Origin of the sequence: Pseudomonas sp. NPDC089392 (assembly GCF_044749595.1) — a bacterium.
Taxonomy (GTDB): domain Bacteria; phylum Pseudomonadota; class Gammaproteobacteria; order Pseudomonadales; family Pseudomonadaceae; genus Aquipseudomonas.
The window spans coordinates 320,422-337,135 of the sequence record NZ_JBIVIF010000002.1; the positions used below are offsets into that span (position 1 = coordinate 320,422).

14 protein-coding genes are annotated in these 16,714 nt (G+C 63.9%); 5 read left to right on the plus strand and 9 right to left on the minus strand.

Annotation, left to right across the window (positions count from 1 at the left end; translation table 11 throughout):
- Positions 1 to 2 precede the first annotated feature (2 nt).
- On the plus strand, positions 3 to 2,438 hold the full coding sequence (locus ACIP1G_RS03385) for an autotransporter outer membrane beta-barrel domain-containing protein (RefSeq protein ID WP_400733712.1): 2,436 nt from the start codon (positions 3 to 5) through the stop codon (positions 2,436 to 2,438).
- Here ACIP1G_RS03385 and ACIP1G_RS03390 read toward each other — a convergent pair.
- A complete protein-coding gene (locus ACIP1G_RS03390; protein ID WP_400733713.1) occupies positions 2,435 to 3,058 on the minus strand; it encodes a LysE family translocator in 624 nt (207 codons plus the stop codon). The two genes, ACIP1G_RS03385 and ACIP1G_RS03390, sit on opposite strands and share 4 nt — an antisense overlap.
- A gap of 131 nt (positions 3,059 to 3,189) precedes the next feature.
- On the opposite strand from ACIP1G_RS03390, the gene ACIP1G_RS03395 reads away from it, so the two are divergent.
- Complete coding sequence (locus tag ACIP1G_RS03395; RefSeq protein ID WP_400733715.1) at positions 3,190 to 3,999, plus strand: AraC family transcriptional regulator; 810 nt, start codon at positions 3,190 to 3,192, stop codon at positions 3,997 to 3,999.
- 224 nt (positions 4,000 to 4,223) lie between these two features.
- Entirely contained in the window at positions 4,224 to 4,838 is a 615-nt protein-coding gene (locus ACIP1G_RS03400) for a LysE family translocator (RefSeq protein ID WP_400733716.1), read from the plus strand.
- On the opposite strand, the gene ACIP1G_RS03405 is transcribed toward ACIP1G_RS03400, so the two are convergent.
- Positions 4,786 to 5,511 (minus strand): metallophosphoesterase, encoded by a 726-nt coding sequence (locus ACIP1G_RS03405; RefSeq protein ID WP_400733717.1) that lies wholly within the window; start codon positions 5,509 to 5,511, stop codon positions 4,786 to 4,788. The two genes, ACIP1G_RS03400 and ACIP1G_RS03405, sit on opposite strands and share 53 nt — an antisense overlap.
- A 75-nt stretch (positions 5,512 to 5,586) precedes the next feature.
- On the opposite strand from ACIP1G_RS03405, the gene ACIP1G_RS03410 reads away from it, so the two are divergent.
- Both ACIP1G_RS03410 and ACIP1G_RS03415 read left to right on the plus strand, forming a co-directional pair.
- Positions 5,587 to 6,102 carry a DUF3016 domain-containing protein gene (locus ACIP1G_RS03410; RefSeq protein WP_400733719.1) on the plus strand — a complete coding sequence of 172 codons (516 nt, stop codon included), beginning with the start codon at positions 5,587 to 5,589 and terminating at the stop codon, positions 6,100 to 6,102.
- Between the two features lie 74 nt (positions 6,103 to 6,176).
- A complete protein-coding gene (locus ACIP1G_RS03415) occupies positions 6,177 to 6,911 on the plus strand; it encodes a carbon-nitrogen hydrolase family protein (RefSeq protein ID WP_400733720.1) in 735 nt (244 codons plus the stop codon).
- On the opposite strand, the gene ACIP1G_RS03420 is transcribed toward ACIP1G_RS03415, so the two are convergent.
- From ACIP1G_RS03420 to ACIP1G_RS03450, 7 genes are all read right to left on the minus strand, one after another.
- Entirely contained in the window at positions 6,908 to 7,408 is a 501-nt protein-coding gene (locus ACIP1G_RS03420; RefSeq protein ID WP_400733722.1) for a methylated-DNA--[protein]-cysteine S-methyltransferase, read from the minus strand. The two genes, ACIP1G_RS03415 and ACIP1G_RS03420, sit on opposite strands and share 4 nt — an antisense overlap.
- 72 nt (positions 7,409 to 7,480) lie before the next feature.
- Positions 7,481 to 8,281 carry a 6-hydroxymethylpterin diphosphokinase MptE-like protein gene (locus ACIP1G_RS03425; protein WP_400733723.1) on the minus strand — a complete coding sequence of 267 codons (801 nt, stop codon included), beginning with the start codon at positions 8,279 to 8,281 and terminating at the stop codon, positions 7,481 to 7,483.
- A 115-nt stretch (positions 8,282 to 8,396) separates the two neighbouring features.
- Positions 8,397 to 10,061: a fatty acid--CoA ligase gene (locus ACIP1G_RS03430; RefSeq protein WP_400733724.1), complete on the minus strand. Its 1,665-nt coding sequence runs from the start codon at positions 10,059 to 10,061 to the stop codon at positions 8,397 to 8,399.
- Between the two features lie 11 nt (positions 10,062 to 10,072).
- Positions 10,073 to 11,851 carry an acyl-CoA dehydrogenase C-terminal domain-containing protein gene (locus ACIP1G_RS03435; protein WP_400733725.1) on the minus strand — a complete coding sequence of 593 codons (1,779 nt, stop codon included), beginning with the start codon at positions 11,849 to 11,851 and terminating at the stop codon, positions 10,073 to 10,075.
- Positions 11,844 to 14,309 (minus strand): RND family transporter, encoded by a 2,466-nt coding sequence (locus ACIP1G_RS03440; protein WP_400733726.1) that lies wholly within the window; start codon positions 14,307 to 14,309, stop codon positions 11,844 to 11,846. The genes ACIP1G_RS03435 and ACIP1G_RS03440 overlap by 8 nt, the downstream gene beginning before the upstream one ends.
- A 15-nt stretch (positions 14,310 to 14,324) precedes the next feature.
- Complete coding sequence (locus ACIP1G_RS03445; protein WP_400733728.1) at positions 14,325 to 15,320, minus strand: WD40/YVTN/BNR-like repeat-containing protein; 996 nt, start codon at positions 15,318 to 15,320, stop codon at positions 14,325 to 14,327.
- An 18-nt stretch (positions 15,321 to 15,338) separates the two neighbouring features.
- Positions 15,339 to 16,697, minus strand: a complete 1,359-nt coding sequence (locus ACIP1G_RS03450) for a DUF1329 domain-containing protein (protein WP_400733729.1) — start codon at positions 16,695 to 16,697, stop codon at positions 15,339 to 15,341.
- Positions 16,698 to 16,714: the final 17 nt, after the last annotated feature.

A 16,714-nucleotide genomic window follows, 5' to 3' on the forward strand; every position in this document is an offset into this window, starting at 1 on the left:
CTATGCGTTGCCCCCGCTTGCTGCTGCCTGTTGCATTTCCCCTGCTGACCCTGCCTTTGCTGTCTCATGCCCAAGCCCTGACGGTTTCACCGGGTGAAAACCTGGGCGCCACTGTGCAGACCCCTGCTGTTGACCAGTTCACCATCAGCGGCGGTACAGTCCAGTCATTGCAACAAGGCGATGGCGAGGACACGTTCACCATGTCTGGCGGCACGCTAGGGTCATTGAACCAAGGCGGTCACATGGACACGTTCACAATGACCAGCGGCACCATCACGGGCGCCTTTGAAGATGGTGACACGGCCACGTTCAAAGGCGGGAGCATTGGCCGGGTAGACCTCAAGCTCGCTGACAACACGTTTGTAATGTCCGAAGACATCGAGAAATACCATACTCAAACAATCGTTGTTGGCAACGTTGTCAGTGGCCTTGGCAGAGACACGATTATCCTGAATAGCGGCAACATCGGTGGTGATATCAGTACCAGTAGCGGCGTGGACAAGATCACCATCAGCGGCGGTACGCTCAAAGGTGAGATACGTGCTGGCAACGATAACGACATTTTCAACTGGTCGGGCGGGCGCATCGGCGGTCCGGTAACAATGGGTCCAGGTGACGACCAAGCGAATATCACGGGTCTCGACTCGGACACATTGATCACTGTCCTGGATGGGGGCCCTGGCAGCGATAGCCTGGTGTTCGAAAGAAGCCAGATCGACGGTGGAGCGCGGTATGTGAACTGGGAGGCCATAGGCCTGTTCGATAACAGCCATCTCACGCTCGACGACACACTAATCCTCGGTGACGACGGCACTGGCACCGGTGACCTGATCATCGATGACAGCAGCGCACTGCTGTCCCGTCAAGGCACGATCACCGCCAAGGGCGAAGGGCAAAGCGCAACCGTGCTCAATGCCGGGTTGATAGACCTCAGCACGGGTAATGACGCCCAGGGCCGACTGACTATAAACGGCAATTTTGAGGGCGATAACGGTCTGCTACGTGTCAACAGCGTACTCGCCGGTGACGATGCAGCGTCTGACCGACTTGTCGTCAGCCGCGGTACGATCAACGGCAGTACTCGCTTGCAAGTCAATAACCTGGGCGGCGCAGGTGCGGTGACGTCCCGGAACGGCATCCAGGTGGTCGAGGCGCGTGACGGCGCAACCAGCACTGCCACCGCCTTCGTCCAGACCCAGAAGCTTTCGGCCGGAGCCTTCGACTACCGGCTGTTCAAAGGGGGCGTGACTGCGGGTAGTGAAAACAGCTGGTACCTGCGCTCGACCTTGGTCGCGCCACCCGCTCCGGCCCCGGTGCCACAACCCGAAGAGCCAAATCAACCAACCCAGCCGGGTGAGCCGAGCCAGCCAACGGAACCAGGCGAGCCACCCGTCATCGCCCCGGCCACCACGCCACCTGTCGCGGCCCCTGCGCCCGGCCAGGTCGACCTGCCGGCACCGGTGCAAGGCGAAAGCCTGCCACTGTACCGCCCTGAGGTGCCGGTGTATGCCGTAGCGCCGCGGGGTGCCGCGATCATCGCCCGCCAGGCACTGGGCACCTTCCACCAGCGCCAGGGCGACCAGCAGTTGCTCAAAGGTGAAGGTGCCCTGCCCGCCAGTTGGGGCCAGGCCTATGGTGGTGCGCTGCGCCAGCAATGGAGCGGCACGGTGAGCCCGAGCCTGGATGGCGACCTGTACGGCTTCAAGGTGGGCCAGGACCTGTACGCCAAGGTTGGCGAAAACGGTTACCGCCAGCATGTCGGCATCTACGTCAGCCACAGCCGCCTGGACGCCGACGTCAAAGGTTTCGCCCTTGCCGTGGAAGACCGTAGCGTCGGCGACCTGCGGCTCGATGGCGACAGCGCCGGCACTTACTGGACGCTGGTCGGGCCGCAAGGCGAATACCTGGATGCAGTACTGCAGTACACCAGCCTCAATGGCCGTGCCCGCTCCGACCGTGGCGACAAGCTGAACATCGACGGCCACGCCTGGACCGCTTCGCTGGAATCCGGCTACCCCATCGCCCTGTCTGAACGCTGGACCCTGGAACCGCAAGCCCAGCTGATCGCGCAGAAGGTCTCGCTCGACAGCGCCAGCGACAGCGTCTCGCGCATCAGCCATGACGCCCAGGTCGAGCTTACCGGCCGGTTGGGTATGCGTCTGGAAGGTGCCTTCACGGGCAGCAGCGGCCGCCTGCTACAGCCCTATGCGCAGGTCAACCTGTGGCACGGCGACGGTGGCCGCGACACCTTGACCTTCGACGGCGTGGACAAGATCAAGACCGACTACCGCTATACCTCGGTGCAACTGGAAAGCGGCGTGGTTGCGCAGGTCAACGAAGCGCTGAGCCTGCATGGCGGCGTGCAGTACACCACCAACCTGGACAGCCGCCAGCAGGAAACCAGCGGCGTGAACCTGGGCGTACGCTGGCAGTTCTAGCGGCGCGCGGCCAGCAGACCGAGGCCGGCGCAACCCAGCAGGGAGGCGCTGACCCGGTTGAACAGGCGACGTGGGCCGGGCTGGCTGAACCAGCGCTGCATGTAGGCGCCCAGGCCTGAGTAAATGGCAATGGCCGCCCACTCCAGCAGCAGGAACAACACACCTAGCCAGAGGAACTGCTCACTCACCGGGGTGGCGCTGCCGACGGAGACGAACTGCGGCAGGAACGCAGTGAAAATCAGAATGGCCTTGGGGTTACCGGCCGCCACCCAGAACTCCTGGCGTGCCAGGCGCCAGGTGCCACGCGGGTGGTCGGTTGCCACCACCGCCTCGCCCACCGGTGCGCGCCACAGTTGCCAGGCGATGTAGAACAGGTACGCCGCGCCCACCACCTTGATCGCCAGAAACAGGTATTCGCTGGTGTGCAGCACCACAGCCAGGCCCATGGCCGCCAAGGCAATCATGCCGCTGAAGGCAAGAATGCGCCCGCCGCCGGCCACGCAGGCCGTGCGCAGGCCATAGCGGCTGGCGTTGTGCAGCGACAGCAGGTTGTTCGGCCCCGGCGCCATGTTCAGGGCGAAGCAGGCGGGGATGAAGAGCAGCAGGCTTGAAAGGTCCATTGTTGTTTTCCTATGATTACAGGTGTCTATTTCGGCGTGTGCCGGGCCATGCGGTCAAGTTACAGCCAGCGATAAAAACTGTACGGGTACGCGGCACCTGTTAGTCTGGCGCACATACCGAGGACCCTGTGATGCCCCGTTCCCACGCCGCGCTGTGGCGCGATTCGGCCCTGCCGCATGTCGAAAGCCGCCGCGCCTGCGATAGCCGCGCCTGCTACAAGGCCCACAGCCACCCGACGTTCTCAATTGGTGCGGTGGATGCTGGCGTCAGCCATTTCACCGGTGCTGCCCACGGACAGGAGCGGCTAACGCGTGGCACACTGGTGATGGTCCCGGCCCACCGTGTGCATGCCTGCAACCCGGCCCCTCGGCAAGCCTGGAGCTATCAGATGCTGCATGTGGATGCCGAGTGGCTGATACAGTTGCGCCTTGAGTCGGGGCTGGCCGGTGCGGGGGCAGGCGAGCCGGCGCGTATCTGCCGGGAGCCGCTGGTGTATGCGCAGTTTTGCGAGCTGAACAGCGTGTTGTTCTCCAGTGCCAGTAACCGTGAGAAGGATGCGGCGCTGATAGTCTTTCTGGGCGATCTGGACTTTTCCGCGCAGCCACCGTTGGCGCCGGCACCAGCCCTGGCGGCGACGGCCTTGAGCGGGCTGATCGCGCGGATCGAAGGCCTGGACCCGGCGCAGTTGAGCCTGGAGGTACTGGCGCGGGAGGCCGGGCTTGGGCGTTATCAGTTGATCCGTGCGTTTCGCGCGGCCACCGGGTTTACCCCGCATGCCTACCTGCTCAATGCCCGGGTCAACCGTGGGCGGCATTTGCTAAGTGAAGGGCAGGCCTTGGCCGATGTGGCCTACCAGCTTGGGTTTGCCGACCAGAGCCATTTCCAGCGGGTGTTCAAGGCCCATGTGGGGGTGACGCCGGGGCAATACCGACGAGACTGAAGGCCTGCACGGCCCCTGTGTAGGAGCGGCCTTGTGTCGCGATGGGCTGCGAAGCGGCCCCAAGTTCTCAGCTCCGTGGCATGGATTGCCGGGGCTGCTGCGCAGCCCATCGCGACACAAGGCCGCTCCTACAGGGACCTCGTCAGCTACTGGGCTTCGCAATATTGTTCAATACGCTATGGCATGGCCGGGAGCAGAGTGCGGTTTTTTCGCCGGAGCCGCCCATGCAACAATTCCTGATCATCGCCCTCGCCCACTTCCTCGCGCTGCTCTCACCCGGCCCGGATTTCTTCCTGGTCGCACGCTCCTCGATCAACAGCGGCTGGCGGGTCGCCAGCGGCGCCTGCCTGGGTATCGCCCTGGCCAATGGCGCATTCATCGCCATGGCCTTCACCGGGCTGTCGGTGTTGCAAGAGGGCAGCCTGGTGTTTACCGGCCTGCAGCTGGCCGGTGCCGGCTACCTGCTCTACATCGGCACGCTGTTTTTGCGCCGTGCCGGGCAAACCAGCCTAGGCAATGTCGCTGGCCAGCAGGCGGTTCAAGGTTGGTGGCGGGGGTTGGGCATGGGTTTGCTGTCTGGCATTCTCAACCCCAAGAACGCACTGTTCTATGCCAGCCTGGCCAGCATGGTCACCAGCACCAGCCCCGGCTGGAAAGCGGCCTACGCCCTGTGGATGTTCAGCATTGTCCTGCTCTGGGACCTGCTTGTTGCCGTGGCCATCGGCAACCAGCGCGTACTGAGGCGTTTTGCCCGCAGCCTGCCGTGGCTGGAACGGGCCTCCGGGGTCATGCTGGTGCTACTGGCTGCGGCACTGTTGCTGCGCCTGGCGCGGGGCTGACGAACTGCAGGCTCCGCATGTCCATCAAGGTGAAATGGCCGCTGGCCCAGCCTCCCGTGTCCAGGTGCCAGACGTTGCCCAACAGTTTGGCCTCCAGCACCGGCGTGTGGCCGACCAGCAAGGCACGCAGGCCCTGCACCGGCTGGGTATCACCTACCTTCAGCCGCCGCCGCGACCACTGGCACACTTCGCGTACTTTGGGGTCGTCATCCAGTTCCAGCCAGGTCCTTAATACTGCCCAATCGGCAAACGGGCTGTCGGCATGCAGCAGGCCTACCAGGCCCGCGGCACTTTCAACCTCAATCGCAATCGGCAACTGCTCGAAGCGCTCCACGAAACGCAATTGCTCAGCCCGTGGCAGGTCAAGAAACCAGCTGCCCCCAGCGGCGCGGTACATGTCCAGATCTAGCCGCCCACCGCGTACACGGGTAATTGCCAAGGCCTCATGGTTACCTTGCACGGCATGGAACCAGGGCTGCTTCAGCCACTCCAGCGCCGCCGCACTGTCCGGCCCGCGGTCGACCAGGTCTCCCACGCTGAACAAGCGGTCCACGGCCGGATCGAACCCCACCGTATCCAGACATTGCTGCAGGCGCTGGAAGTGACCATGGATATCCCCCACCGCCAAATCCCGTCCGCGCAGATTGGCCATTAGACGCCTGAACCGTCCCATTACAATCTTCCTCTGCTGGTGCCGCCATGCCAGGGGTAAAATGAAGGCACACGCAATCCACCCCGGAGGTGCATCATGCGTAACGCCCTCGTGTGTGCCGTGCTCATGGCGCTGTCACTGAACAGCATGGCACAAGGTGCCCCGGCCGCGCAGGTCGAGGTGCGTTTCGACCACCCGGAAAAATTCCGTGATGCCAGCCTCGACAGCCACGGTTACGAGCGTGGCGCCGACGACTATGTGATGAAAACCCTTACCCAATACCTGCAAAAACTCGGCCAGCGTTACCTGCAACCGGGCCAGCAACTGGTCATCGACATTCGCGATATCGACCTGGCCGGGCGCTTCGAGCCCTGGCACAGCCAGGCTTACGATGTGCGTTTCATGCGCGAAATTACCTGGCCAACCATCGACCTCAGCTACACGCTCAGCCAGCCAGGCAAACCCGACCAGCAAGCCCAGGAACGGGTCAGCGACAAGATGTACTTAAGCCGGCCGGGCCGGGTCGCCAGCAGCAGCGACCGCCTGTATGCCGAAAAGGCCATGCTCAACGACTGGTTCCGCCAGCGTTTCGCCGTGCACTCGCCGTCCTGAAACCCCCTTCGCTGGTACAGGTGCCGGGCCGATAGTATGCTCAGCCCTTCAACCTGTACCAGGGAAGGTTTTTCATGAAACTGTGCGCCGTACAACTGGCGTCGCTCAAGGGCGACCTGCCAGGCAACCTCCAGCGTCACCTGGCCTGCATCGAGCAGGCTGCAGCCCTTGGCGCCGAACTGGTGGTGTTCCCCGAACTGTCGCTGACCGGCTATGAACCCAGCCTCGCACGCCAGGCTGCCTTGCCGGTCACTTCTGCGCGCCTGGACCCGCTGCAGGCAGCCGCCGACCGCCTGGGCATCACCGTTGCCGTGGGCCTGCCACTGCCAACGCTCGACGGCATACGCATCGGCATGCCGATCTTCGGCCCTGGGGCACCGCGCCAGGCCTACGCCAAGCGGCGCCTGCATGAAGACGAGCTGCCTTATTTCATTCCTGGCGATCAGCAATTGTTGCTACGGGTGGGCACGCACCGGGTGGCACCGGCGATCTGCTACGAATCGATGTTCATGGCGCACGCGGCCACCGCACGCGAGCATGGCGCCGACCTGTACCTGGTCAGCGTGGCGAAAACCGCCAAGGGCATCCAAGAGGGTTACGCTCATTACCCAGAGGTCGCGCGCGAATTGGGCATGCCGGTTTTGATGGCCAACTGCGTTGGGCCGGCCGACAACTTCATCGGCGCCGGCGGCTCTGCCGCCTGGGACAGCCAGGGGCGTTTGCTGGCCAGCCTGGACGCGCACAGCGAGGGGCTGATCTTGCTGGACACCAGCAACCTCAGCGCCTTGGCACTGCCGCTCGCGCCTTAAAGGTCCAGCGCCAGGCTTTGCCGGCCCTCCAGAGCCAGCAGGTACTGCTTGGCCGCCAAGCCGCCGGCAAAGCCGGTCAGGCTGCCTGATGCCCCGATGACCCGGTGGCACGGGGCGATGATCGAGATGGGGTTACGGCCATTGGCAGCGCCAACCGCCCGCACCGCGCTGGGGTTGCCGATCTGCCGGGCGATGTCGCCATAGCTGCGGGTTTCGCCAAACGGTATCGCCAACAGCGCGGCCCACACCTGGCGCTGGAATTCAGTACCGGCAAAGTCCAGCGCCAGCTCAAATTGCTGGCGTTTGCCGGCAAAGTACTCGCCAAGCTGGCGGGCGGTTTCCAGCAGTACCGGGCAGCGGTCGTCACGGTGCAGCGCGCCGAGGCGTACACGGTTCTCCCGCTCCTCCTCCCACAGCACCGCGGCCAGCCGCTCGCCACGGGCCACCAGGGTCAAGGTGCCGACGGGCGACTGCATGAAAGTGAATGCGCTGGACATAAGCGGGCCCCTGCCTGGTTGCGATCAACGTACTGTACGCATCCACAGCCCTGCACGCACCCGCTTTCTTGCTCAGGTAATTGCGCAACCCGCAATACGCCGCGCTTCGTCGAGGCTGACTTTGGGGATCAGCGTTGCCGGGATACGCGAGTTAGCCGACAGGTTGTAGACATGGAAGTGATCGTTGATGACCTCCCTGGCCATCAGCGTAAGTGACGGCAGGATGCGGCTTTCCCAATGCTGGTCGAGCCCGCACGGCGATTGCTCGCCCTCGCCGGTCTCATAAAAGCGCCCAACGGTCTGGTCCAGGTCCACCCCTACCAGCAACACCTGCTCAAAGCCCAAGTGATAGGCAAGTTGCAGGGCCACGTACGCCACCGTACGGGCATCGAAGAAACCCTGGCCCAAATTCTTGCTGAAGGCGATCGAGCGCGCGCGTTTGCTCCACAGTGTACGGTTGCACACCCAGCTGTCACTGTGGCCGCGCAAGACATCCAGCACGCCCGGGGTGTCAGCCTTGTGCAAGGTATAACACTCGGTACTGGCAGGCACGGCCATGCCTTCATACTGCTCGGCCCACAGCGCCAAACGTTGGCTGTCGCGGATAGCGGTCGCAAAAAATGCCGGTTGCTGCGAGCGAAAACTCTTGTCGGTGCACACGTAGAAGAAAGGTTTGATGCCGTGTTCGGCGGTCATGGCGACCGAACCGTTCATGGCGATGATGGGCAAGTGCGCGAACTCGCCCAAGGGGAAATGCTTGGCAGAGGCACCCGAGGCAAGAATCACCACGGGGCCCTGTTGGGTATTGCGACACGCCTCGAAACTGGAGAACGCCCCGCGTTCAGCGCTAGGCTGCGACGGAAGTGTGTTCATCAAAGACAACTTTGGACTGTACAGAACAAACATGGTACCGGCTCATGTATTCTCCTGTGTCGCTTTTACACAGACCTTACACAAGGCGACCACCCAGTCCGAGGCTGCGCAACCACTAGCTTACAACAGCGCCTTGTTCCAGGCAGGCATCTTGGCGGATCCGTTTCTTGTCGATCTTGCCGACACTGGTTTTCGGGATTTCTGCCACACAGCGTAGCTGCCGGGGTATCGCCCATTTGTTCAGGTGGCCGCTATCGACATAGGGCTGCAGGTGCCTGGCCAACGCCGGCTGGTCCAACCGCGTGCCGTCACAACACACGACCAAGGCCAAGGGTTGTTCTCCCCACTGTGGATCAGGAATACCAATCACCGCCACCGAGGCGACGGACGGGTGCTGGCTGATCAGGTTTTCCAGCGCCACCGAGCTGATCCACTCACCGCCGGTCTTGATCACATCCTTGATCCGGTCACGAATGCGCACCACGCCCGTCGCGTCGATGCAGGCCAGGTCGCCGGTGTGCAGCCAGCCACCCTGCCACAGCGCGGCGCCCTGCTCCGGTTCGTTCAGGTAGCCTTGGGTCAGCCAGGGCGCACGCACCACGATTTCGCCCAGGCTTTCGCCGTCGTGTGGCACCTGCTGGCCCTCGCCATCGACAATGCGCAGGTCCACCAGTGCAATCGGCACGCCGGCATCAATTCGCAGCGGCAGCTGTTGTGCCATGGGCAATGCCAGCAGGTCGGCGCTCAGGTGGGTGATGCTGAGCAGCGGGCAGCTTTCCGACATGCCATAGCCGCAATGCACGCTGATGCCCCGCCCGCTGGCGCGCTGTGCCAGGCCCAGGGTCAGGGCGCTGCCGCCCAGCAGCATTTTCCAGCCGCCAAGGTCGGTGCGCTGCCCTTCTTCGCTGTCGAGCATCATTTGCAGCACCGTAGGTACGCAATGGGAGAAGGTCACCCCCTCGTCACGGAACAGGCGCACCAACCGGTTAGGCTCGTAACGCCCAGGGTAGACCTGCTTGATGCCCAGTGCCGTGGCCACATAGGGCACGCCCCAGGCATGTACGTGGAACATTGGCGTAATGGGCATGTACACGTCGCCCGTGCGCAGCAACGGTACCTCGCCGCACGCGGCCAGGGTGCCCTGCTCGACCAAGGTATGCAGCACCAGCTGGCGGTGGCTGAAGTACACGCCCTTGGGGTTGCCCGTGGTACCGCTGGTATAGAACAGCGTGGCCAGCGAATTTTCATCGAAATCGGCGAATTCGAACGCTGGCTCGGCGGCCGTCAGCAAGCCTTCGTACTCGCCCAACAACGGCAGGCTCTGCGGTTCGGGGCCGCCGTCGCTAAGGCGGATATAGCCCTCGACGGTTGGCAGGTCCGCGTGCAACTGCGCCATCAATGGCAGGAAGTCGTCATGCACCAGCACCAGCCGGTCCTCGGCATGGTTCATGGTATAGCGCACCTGCTCGGTAGAAAGCCGTACGTTCACCGTATGCAGCACCGCGCCCAGCATCGGCACGGCAAAGAAGCACTCCAGCGCACGGTGGCTGTCCCAGTCGAGCAAGGCCACGGTGTCGCCAGGCTTCACCCCGGCGGCGCTCAGCACATTGGCCAGCCGCTGGATGCGTTCAAGCAAGGTGGTGTAGGTGTAGCGCAGCTTGTCGGCGTAGACGATTTCCTGGTTGGGCTGGTAGCGCACGCCTGACAGCAGCAGGCACTTGATCAGCAGCGGGTAGGCATAGGCCTGCTCGGCTGCGGGCATTAGGCGGGTGGTGGTCATGCGGGTGTCCTTCACAGTTGCCCGGCCTCGAGCAGGTACAGGCTGTCGCTACCGGCCTTGACACTGGCGCTCAGCGAATGAATGCGTGGCAGCAAACGTGCGAAGTAGAACCGCGCGGTGCCCAGCTTGCTCAGGTGGAACGGCTCGGGCGCAGCATGGCCATGGCACACCACGGCCATGCGTGCCCACAGGTAGGCGTAGAAGGTGTAGCCAAACACCTGCAAATACTCCACCGCTGCCGCGCCAAGCTCGCGCGGGTTGCCCTGGGCCCGGTCGAGCAACCAGGCGGTCAGTTCGTCGAGGTTGCGCACGGCAGCCAGCAGCGGCGCGCTGAACTCAGCGCTCTCTACTGGCAGCGCCTCGGCAAAGGCAGCAATTTCGTTGGCCATGCTGCGATAGGCCTTGCCACCATCGGCAAAGAGCTTGCGCCCCACCAGGTCGAGGGCCTGGATGCCGTTGGTACCTTCATAGATCTGGGTAATGCGGCAGTCTCGGATCAACTGCTCCTGGCCCCATTCACGGATGTAACCATGGCCGCCCAGCACTTGCTGGCCGTGCAGCGTGGTTTCCAACCCCATGTCGGTGAGGAAGGCCTTGGCCACCGGCGTGAGCAACGCCACCTTGGCCTCGGCCTGGGCGCGTGCGACCGGGTCTTCACTGTACTTGGCCAGGTCCAGCTGCAACGCCACGTAGGTGGAAAATGCCCGCCCACCTTCGTTCAGCGCTTTCATGGTCAGCAGCATGCGCCGCACGTCGGGGTGCACGATGATCGGGTCGGCACTTTGCGCGGGTGCTTCGGCGCCTGCCGGGGCGCGCCCTTGCAGGCGGTCGCAAGCATAGGCGATGGCACCCTGGTACGACCGCTCACCCAAGGCCAGGCCCTGAATACCGACACCCAGGCGTTCGTAGTTCATCATGGTGAACATGGCGTTGAGGCCCTTGTTCGGCTCGCCGACCAGGTAACCCAGGGCGCCGTCGAAGTTCATCACGCAGGTGGCCGAAGCCTTGATACCCATCTTGTGCTCGATCGAGCCGCAGTTGACGGCATTCGCTTCGCCCAGCATGCCGTCGCCATCCACCAGCACCTTGGGCACCAGGAACAGCGAGATGCCCTTGGGCCCGGCGGGCGCATCCGGCAGCCGCGCCAGCACCATGTGGATGATGTTCTCGGTCAAGTCCTGCTCACCGCCGGTGATGAAGATTTTGGTGCCGCTGACGCGGTAGCGGCCATCGGCAGCCGGTTCGGCGCGGGTACGAATCAGGCCCAGGTCGGTACCGGCGTGCGGCTCGGTCAGGCACATCGAGCCGGTCCAGCGGCCTTCGTACATGGGCGGCAGGTACAGGGCCTTCAACGGCTCGCTGGCATGGTTGAGCAGCGACAAACAGGCCCCGGCGGTAAGCATCGGGTACAGGCCGAACGACAGGTTGGCGGCGTTGAGCATTTCTTCAAGCTGGGCGCCGATCACCTTCGGCATGCCCATGCCACCGTATTCCGGGGCACCGGCCACGCCGACCCAGCCGTCAGCGGCGAATGCCCGGTAGGCGTCGGCGAAACCATCGGGGGTAAACACCTGGCCGGCCTCCCAGCGGCAGCCCTGCTCGTCACCACTGCGGTTGAGCGGCGCCACTACCTCGGCAATCAGCTTGCCGGCCTGTTCGAGCACGGCCCGGGCGGTGTCGCCATCGACTTGCTCGGCCAGGGCGGGCGTTTGCGCCCACCAGGCCGGAATGTCGAACACTTCGTTGAACAGAAAATCCATGTCGCGCAGTGGCGGAAGGTAATCAGACATGAGGCGAACACTCGGTTTCTTGGGTTTGCGAAAGCGTTGCGGCCTGGGCTTCGGCAGCTGCCGGGGTGCCCTGACCACGCAGGAGGAAGTGCGACAGTGCCGGGATCAGCACCAACGCGCCGAGCATGTTCCAAAGGAACATGAAGGTCAGCAGCAGGCCCATGTCGGCCTGGAACTTGATTGGCGACCAGGCCCAGCCAACCACGCCGGTCGCCAGGGTAATGCCGACCAGCCCCACCACCCGGCCAGTAAAGGCCACAGCCTTCTGGTAGGCCTGGGCCAGGCTCAGCCCGGCGCGCTGGTAGTGCAGCTGCACGCTGAGCAGGTACAGCGCATAGTCCACGCCAATGCCCACGCCCAGGGCGATGACCGGCAAAGTAGCGACCTTGACGCCAATGCCCATGGCCACCATCAGCGCTTCACACAGCACCGAGGTGAGCATCAGCGGCAGGATCGCCACCAGCGTGGCGCGCCAGCTGCGGAAGGTGACCAGGCAGAACAGCGTGACTGCCAGGTACACCAGCAACAGCATGCGGTGGTTGGCCTCGCGGACCACCACGTTGGTGGCGGCTTCGATACCGGCGCTGCCGGCGGCCAGCAGGAACTGGTGCTCGGTGCTGCTGTTGGCCTGGGCGAACGCTTCGGCCGCAGCGGCCACCTGGGCCAAGGTGTCTGCGCGGTGGTCCTTGAGGTAGGCGATAACGGGCATCAGCGAGCAATCGTTGTTGAACAGCTCGGGGGCGTTGACCGAAGCCTGCTGGGCAGCGTAGTTGAGCACGTCCTGGTTGCGCTGCAGGCTGTTCAGGCGCGGGTTGCCTTCGTAGGTGCCGGCAGTGATCTGGCGCACGGCGTTAGCCAGCGAAACGGTGGTTTGCACACCCGGCAGTTGCTGCAGCTCCCAGGCCAGGCGATCGGCGAGGACCAGCGTCTGGTATTGCAGGCAGCCTTCGGGGGCGGTCTTGACCATTACCGCGAAGGTGTCGCTGGACAGCGCGTAGTGCTGGGTGATGTAGGCGTTGTCGAGGTTGTAGCGCGAGTCGGCGCGCAGCTCGGGGGCACCGCTGTCGAGGTCACCGATTTTCAGCTGCAGGCTGCCCCAGATGCCGAGGGCGGCCAGGCCCAGGGCAACCAGCAGTGCGGCGCTGGCCCATTTGCGTTCGGTGAAGCGGTCGAGCAAGTCCCACAGCCGGCCGAAACCACGGTGCTGCGCGGCGCGGGCATCGATGTACAGGGCGCGCTCGGCTGCCTTGCGGCCTACCCCGACATACGACAGTGCCACGGGCATCAGCAGCAGTGAGGTGAAGATCAGCACCGCCACACCAATACTGGCAGTAATCGCCAGGTCCTGGATCACCGGGATGTCGATCAGCATCAGCACGGCAAAGCCCACCGCATCGGCCAGCAACGCGGTTACCCCGGCCACGAACAGGCGGCGGAAGGTGTAGCGTGCGGCGATCTGCCGATGGGTACCACGGCCGATGTCCTGGAGGATGCCGTTCATCTTCTGCGCCGCGTGGGACACGCCAATAGCGAAGATCAGGAACGGCACCAGGATTGAATACGGGTCGATGGCATAGCCCAGCCAGGCGACGATGCCCAGCTGCCATACCACCGCAGTCAGTGAACACAGCACCACCAGCAAGGTACTGCGCACGCAGCGGGTGTAGCAGTAGATGATCACCAGGCTGGTGAGCACCGCCAGGGCAAAGAACGCCATCACTTCGATCAAGCCATCGATCAGGTCGCCCATCAGCTTGGCAAAGCCGATTACATGGATGCGGTACTGGCCGCTGGCCTGGTACTGGCTGCGCAACTGTTCGAGCTTTTGCGAAAAGGCGTGGTAGTCCAGGCCTTTGCCGGTGGCCGAGTCCTGGTCGAGCAGCGGCACGATCAGCATGCTCGACTTGAAGTCGCGCGCCACCAGGCTACCGACGATGTTGGCGCGCTCGATGTTCTGCCGCAGCTGCTCGATGTCGCCTGCAGCGCCCTGGTAGCCGTCGGGCATCACCGGGCCGCCCTGGAAGCCTTCCTCGGTGACCTCGGTCCAGCGTACCGCCGGGCTCCACAGCGACTTTACCCAGGCCCGGTCCACGCCCTGGCTGAGGAACAGCTCGTCGTTGATATGGCGCAGCGTCTGCAGGTAATCCGGGTCGAAAATGTCGCCTTGGGTGTTTTCCACCACCACCCGCACCGCGTTGCCCAAGCCGCGCAACGAGGGGCGGTTTTCCAGGTAGTTCTGGATGTAGGGGTGGCTCTGCGGCAGCATCTTGTCGAAACTGGGGCGCAGCTCCAGGCGGGTCAGGGCCATGAAGCCCAGCACCAGGGTCACCAGCAGCATGCACAACAGGAATGGCAGGCGATGGTTGAACACCAGGCGCTCCAGGCTGTTGCCCGAGCGCGGGTCGAAGTCTGCAAGATTGCGGATTACCGGAAGGGAATCTTGGCGGGTAGCGGCCATCAGGGTCTTCTCTTGTTATGGGTGCAGCGTGGGGTTGCCAGCCTGGTTACGCACGCCCCGCTCGCCCACCAGCACCAGGCCATTGCCGGTATCGGTGGCGAGCGCGGTGACCGGGCCGCGGGCGGTTTGCGGCACCGGGCTGAAGCTGGCACCGTCGTCCTGGCTGAGTAGCAAGTCGCCGGCCTGGCTGGCCAGCCACAGCTGCCCGTCGCGGTCGATGCCGGCGGCGGTCAGGCTGGTGTTCACGCCGGTGTTGACTGGCTGCCATTGCCGGCCACCGTCGGTACTGCGGTAGGCATGCCCGCGCAGGCCGTAAACCAGCAGCACGCCAGATTTGCCAACGGCGCCGAACAGGGTGCCGGCATAGGGTGTGTCAACGCGGCTGAAGCGCTCGCCGTTCCACTTCAGCAGCAGGCCCTGCTCACCGGTGATGTACAGCTCGTCACCTACCGCAGCCAGGCTGGTCAGGTGCAAGCCTTGCGGGTTGTCGCTGTGCTCCAGCCAGGGCTGCCAGTGCTCGCCGCCATCGACCGTGCGCAACAGCAGGTTGAACACGCCCACTGCGTAGCCTTGGCGGGCATCGCTGAACCACACGTCGAGCAAGGCGTTGTCGTTGCTCGCGCCCGGCAGTTGCTCCGCCAGCAGGCGACCATCAAGCTGTTTCTGCCAGTGCACACCGCCATCGCTACTGTGCAGTACCACACCATCATGGCCAACCGCCCAGCCCAGTTCGGGCGTGGCGAAGCTCACGGCATTCAGGTCGGCGCTGACGGGCACCTGGGCTTGCTGCCAGTGTGCGCCGTGGTCATCGGAATACAGAATGTGCCCGCGAGGGCCCACCGCGACCAGGCGTTGCCCTGCCAGGGTTACATCGCGCAAGGCGCTGCTGCTGGCCAGGGTGCTGGGCATGGCAGGCACATCCAGCACGTCGGTGAAAGGCGCCGCCTGGGCCGCGCCATGCAGCGCGGCCAGGGTCAGCATCACCACGCTGCATCGTTTGAAGACAGACATTGGCTATGCTCCGTGCGTTTAGCGAATGCCGTTGCCGGCCAGCGACTCGGGCGACCACTGGGTTTTCGACAGCGGGTCGATGTAGCGGATGCCTCCATAGGCGCCGACTACACCGTTAAGGTTGTAGGTGCCACCGATCAGGTCATAGATCATGAACGGCGTGGCGTCTGGGGTCTGCTTGTCGTAGCTCTGGGTCAGGAAGGCGAACGAGCCGCGGTACAGCTGGCCACGCGCGTCATACTGGTCCGAAGCCAGAGCGATCCAGCTGTCTTCGTCGAGGTAGAAGCGGCGCTTGTGGTAGATGTGCCGTGCGCCGTCCTTCAGCTTGCCTTCAACCACCCATACGCGGTGCTTTTCCCAGCGCACGAATTGCGGCGCCAGGTGGTTGGGGGTGATCACCTGCTTGACGTCGGTGTTGTAGGTGAGCTGGTAGGTGTTGTACGGCACGTACATTTCCTGCTTGCCGACCAAGGTCCAGTCGTAGCGGTCCAGTGCACCGTTGAAGACGAACACGTCATCGTAGGTGCCCGAGCCGGACGTGCCCGGGTTGGGCGTGTCGTAGGCCAGGTTCGGTGCCAGCTTGACCCGGCGCTGCCCCGGCAGGTACTGCCAGGCGTTGCGTGGCTGCACCAACGGGTTGGCTGCATCGCGCAGCATCATGGCTTCGCCAGCGCGGCGTGCAGGCCCGGTGTACACCAGCTTCATCTGGTAGTAGGTGTCCTTGGCACCAATCGGCTTGCTCATGTCTTCGTAGATCGGGTAGCTGATGTTGGCCTGGCCGGTGGTCGACAGCGACGGCTTGCCGGCAGCATCGACGTTCCACGAGTCGTACTTGGCGGTCATGCTCACGCCCTGGTAGCGCAGCAGGAAGTTCCACATGGCCTCGGCGCCGTTCTGCGGGATAGGGAACGGGATGCCGGGCAGCACGTTGTCTACCGCAGTGCCACCTTCCTGGCTTTTGGCGCCAGTGGCGTTCTTGCGGGTGTTGTCGAGCACCGCCTGTGGCAGCGCCACGCTGCGGTGAGTCGGGTAGACATCGACGCGATAGCTGGGGTAGCGCTTGAGCAGTTCCAGGGTGGTGGCAGTCAGTTGGCCTTTATACTGCTCGGCGTTCTTGCCATCGATCACCAGCAGCGGCTTCTCGCTGGCGAACGGGTCGGGGCGCATGCTGGCGCCGCTCTGGTAGCCGGCCGGCGGGGTTTGCAAGCCGCCTTGGTAAGCCGGGATGGAGCCGTCGGTATTGCCACCCTTCTCCGCGCCAATGGCGGTAAGGCTGGTGCCCAGGCGGGCAGCCTGGTCAGGGGAAACGGCGGCTTGGGCTGCGTTGAGGGCGGCCAGTGACAGGCACGAGGCCAGCAGGGTACGTACGAAATTCATGATGGTTGTCTTCCTGT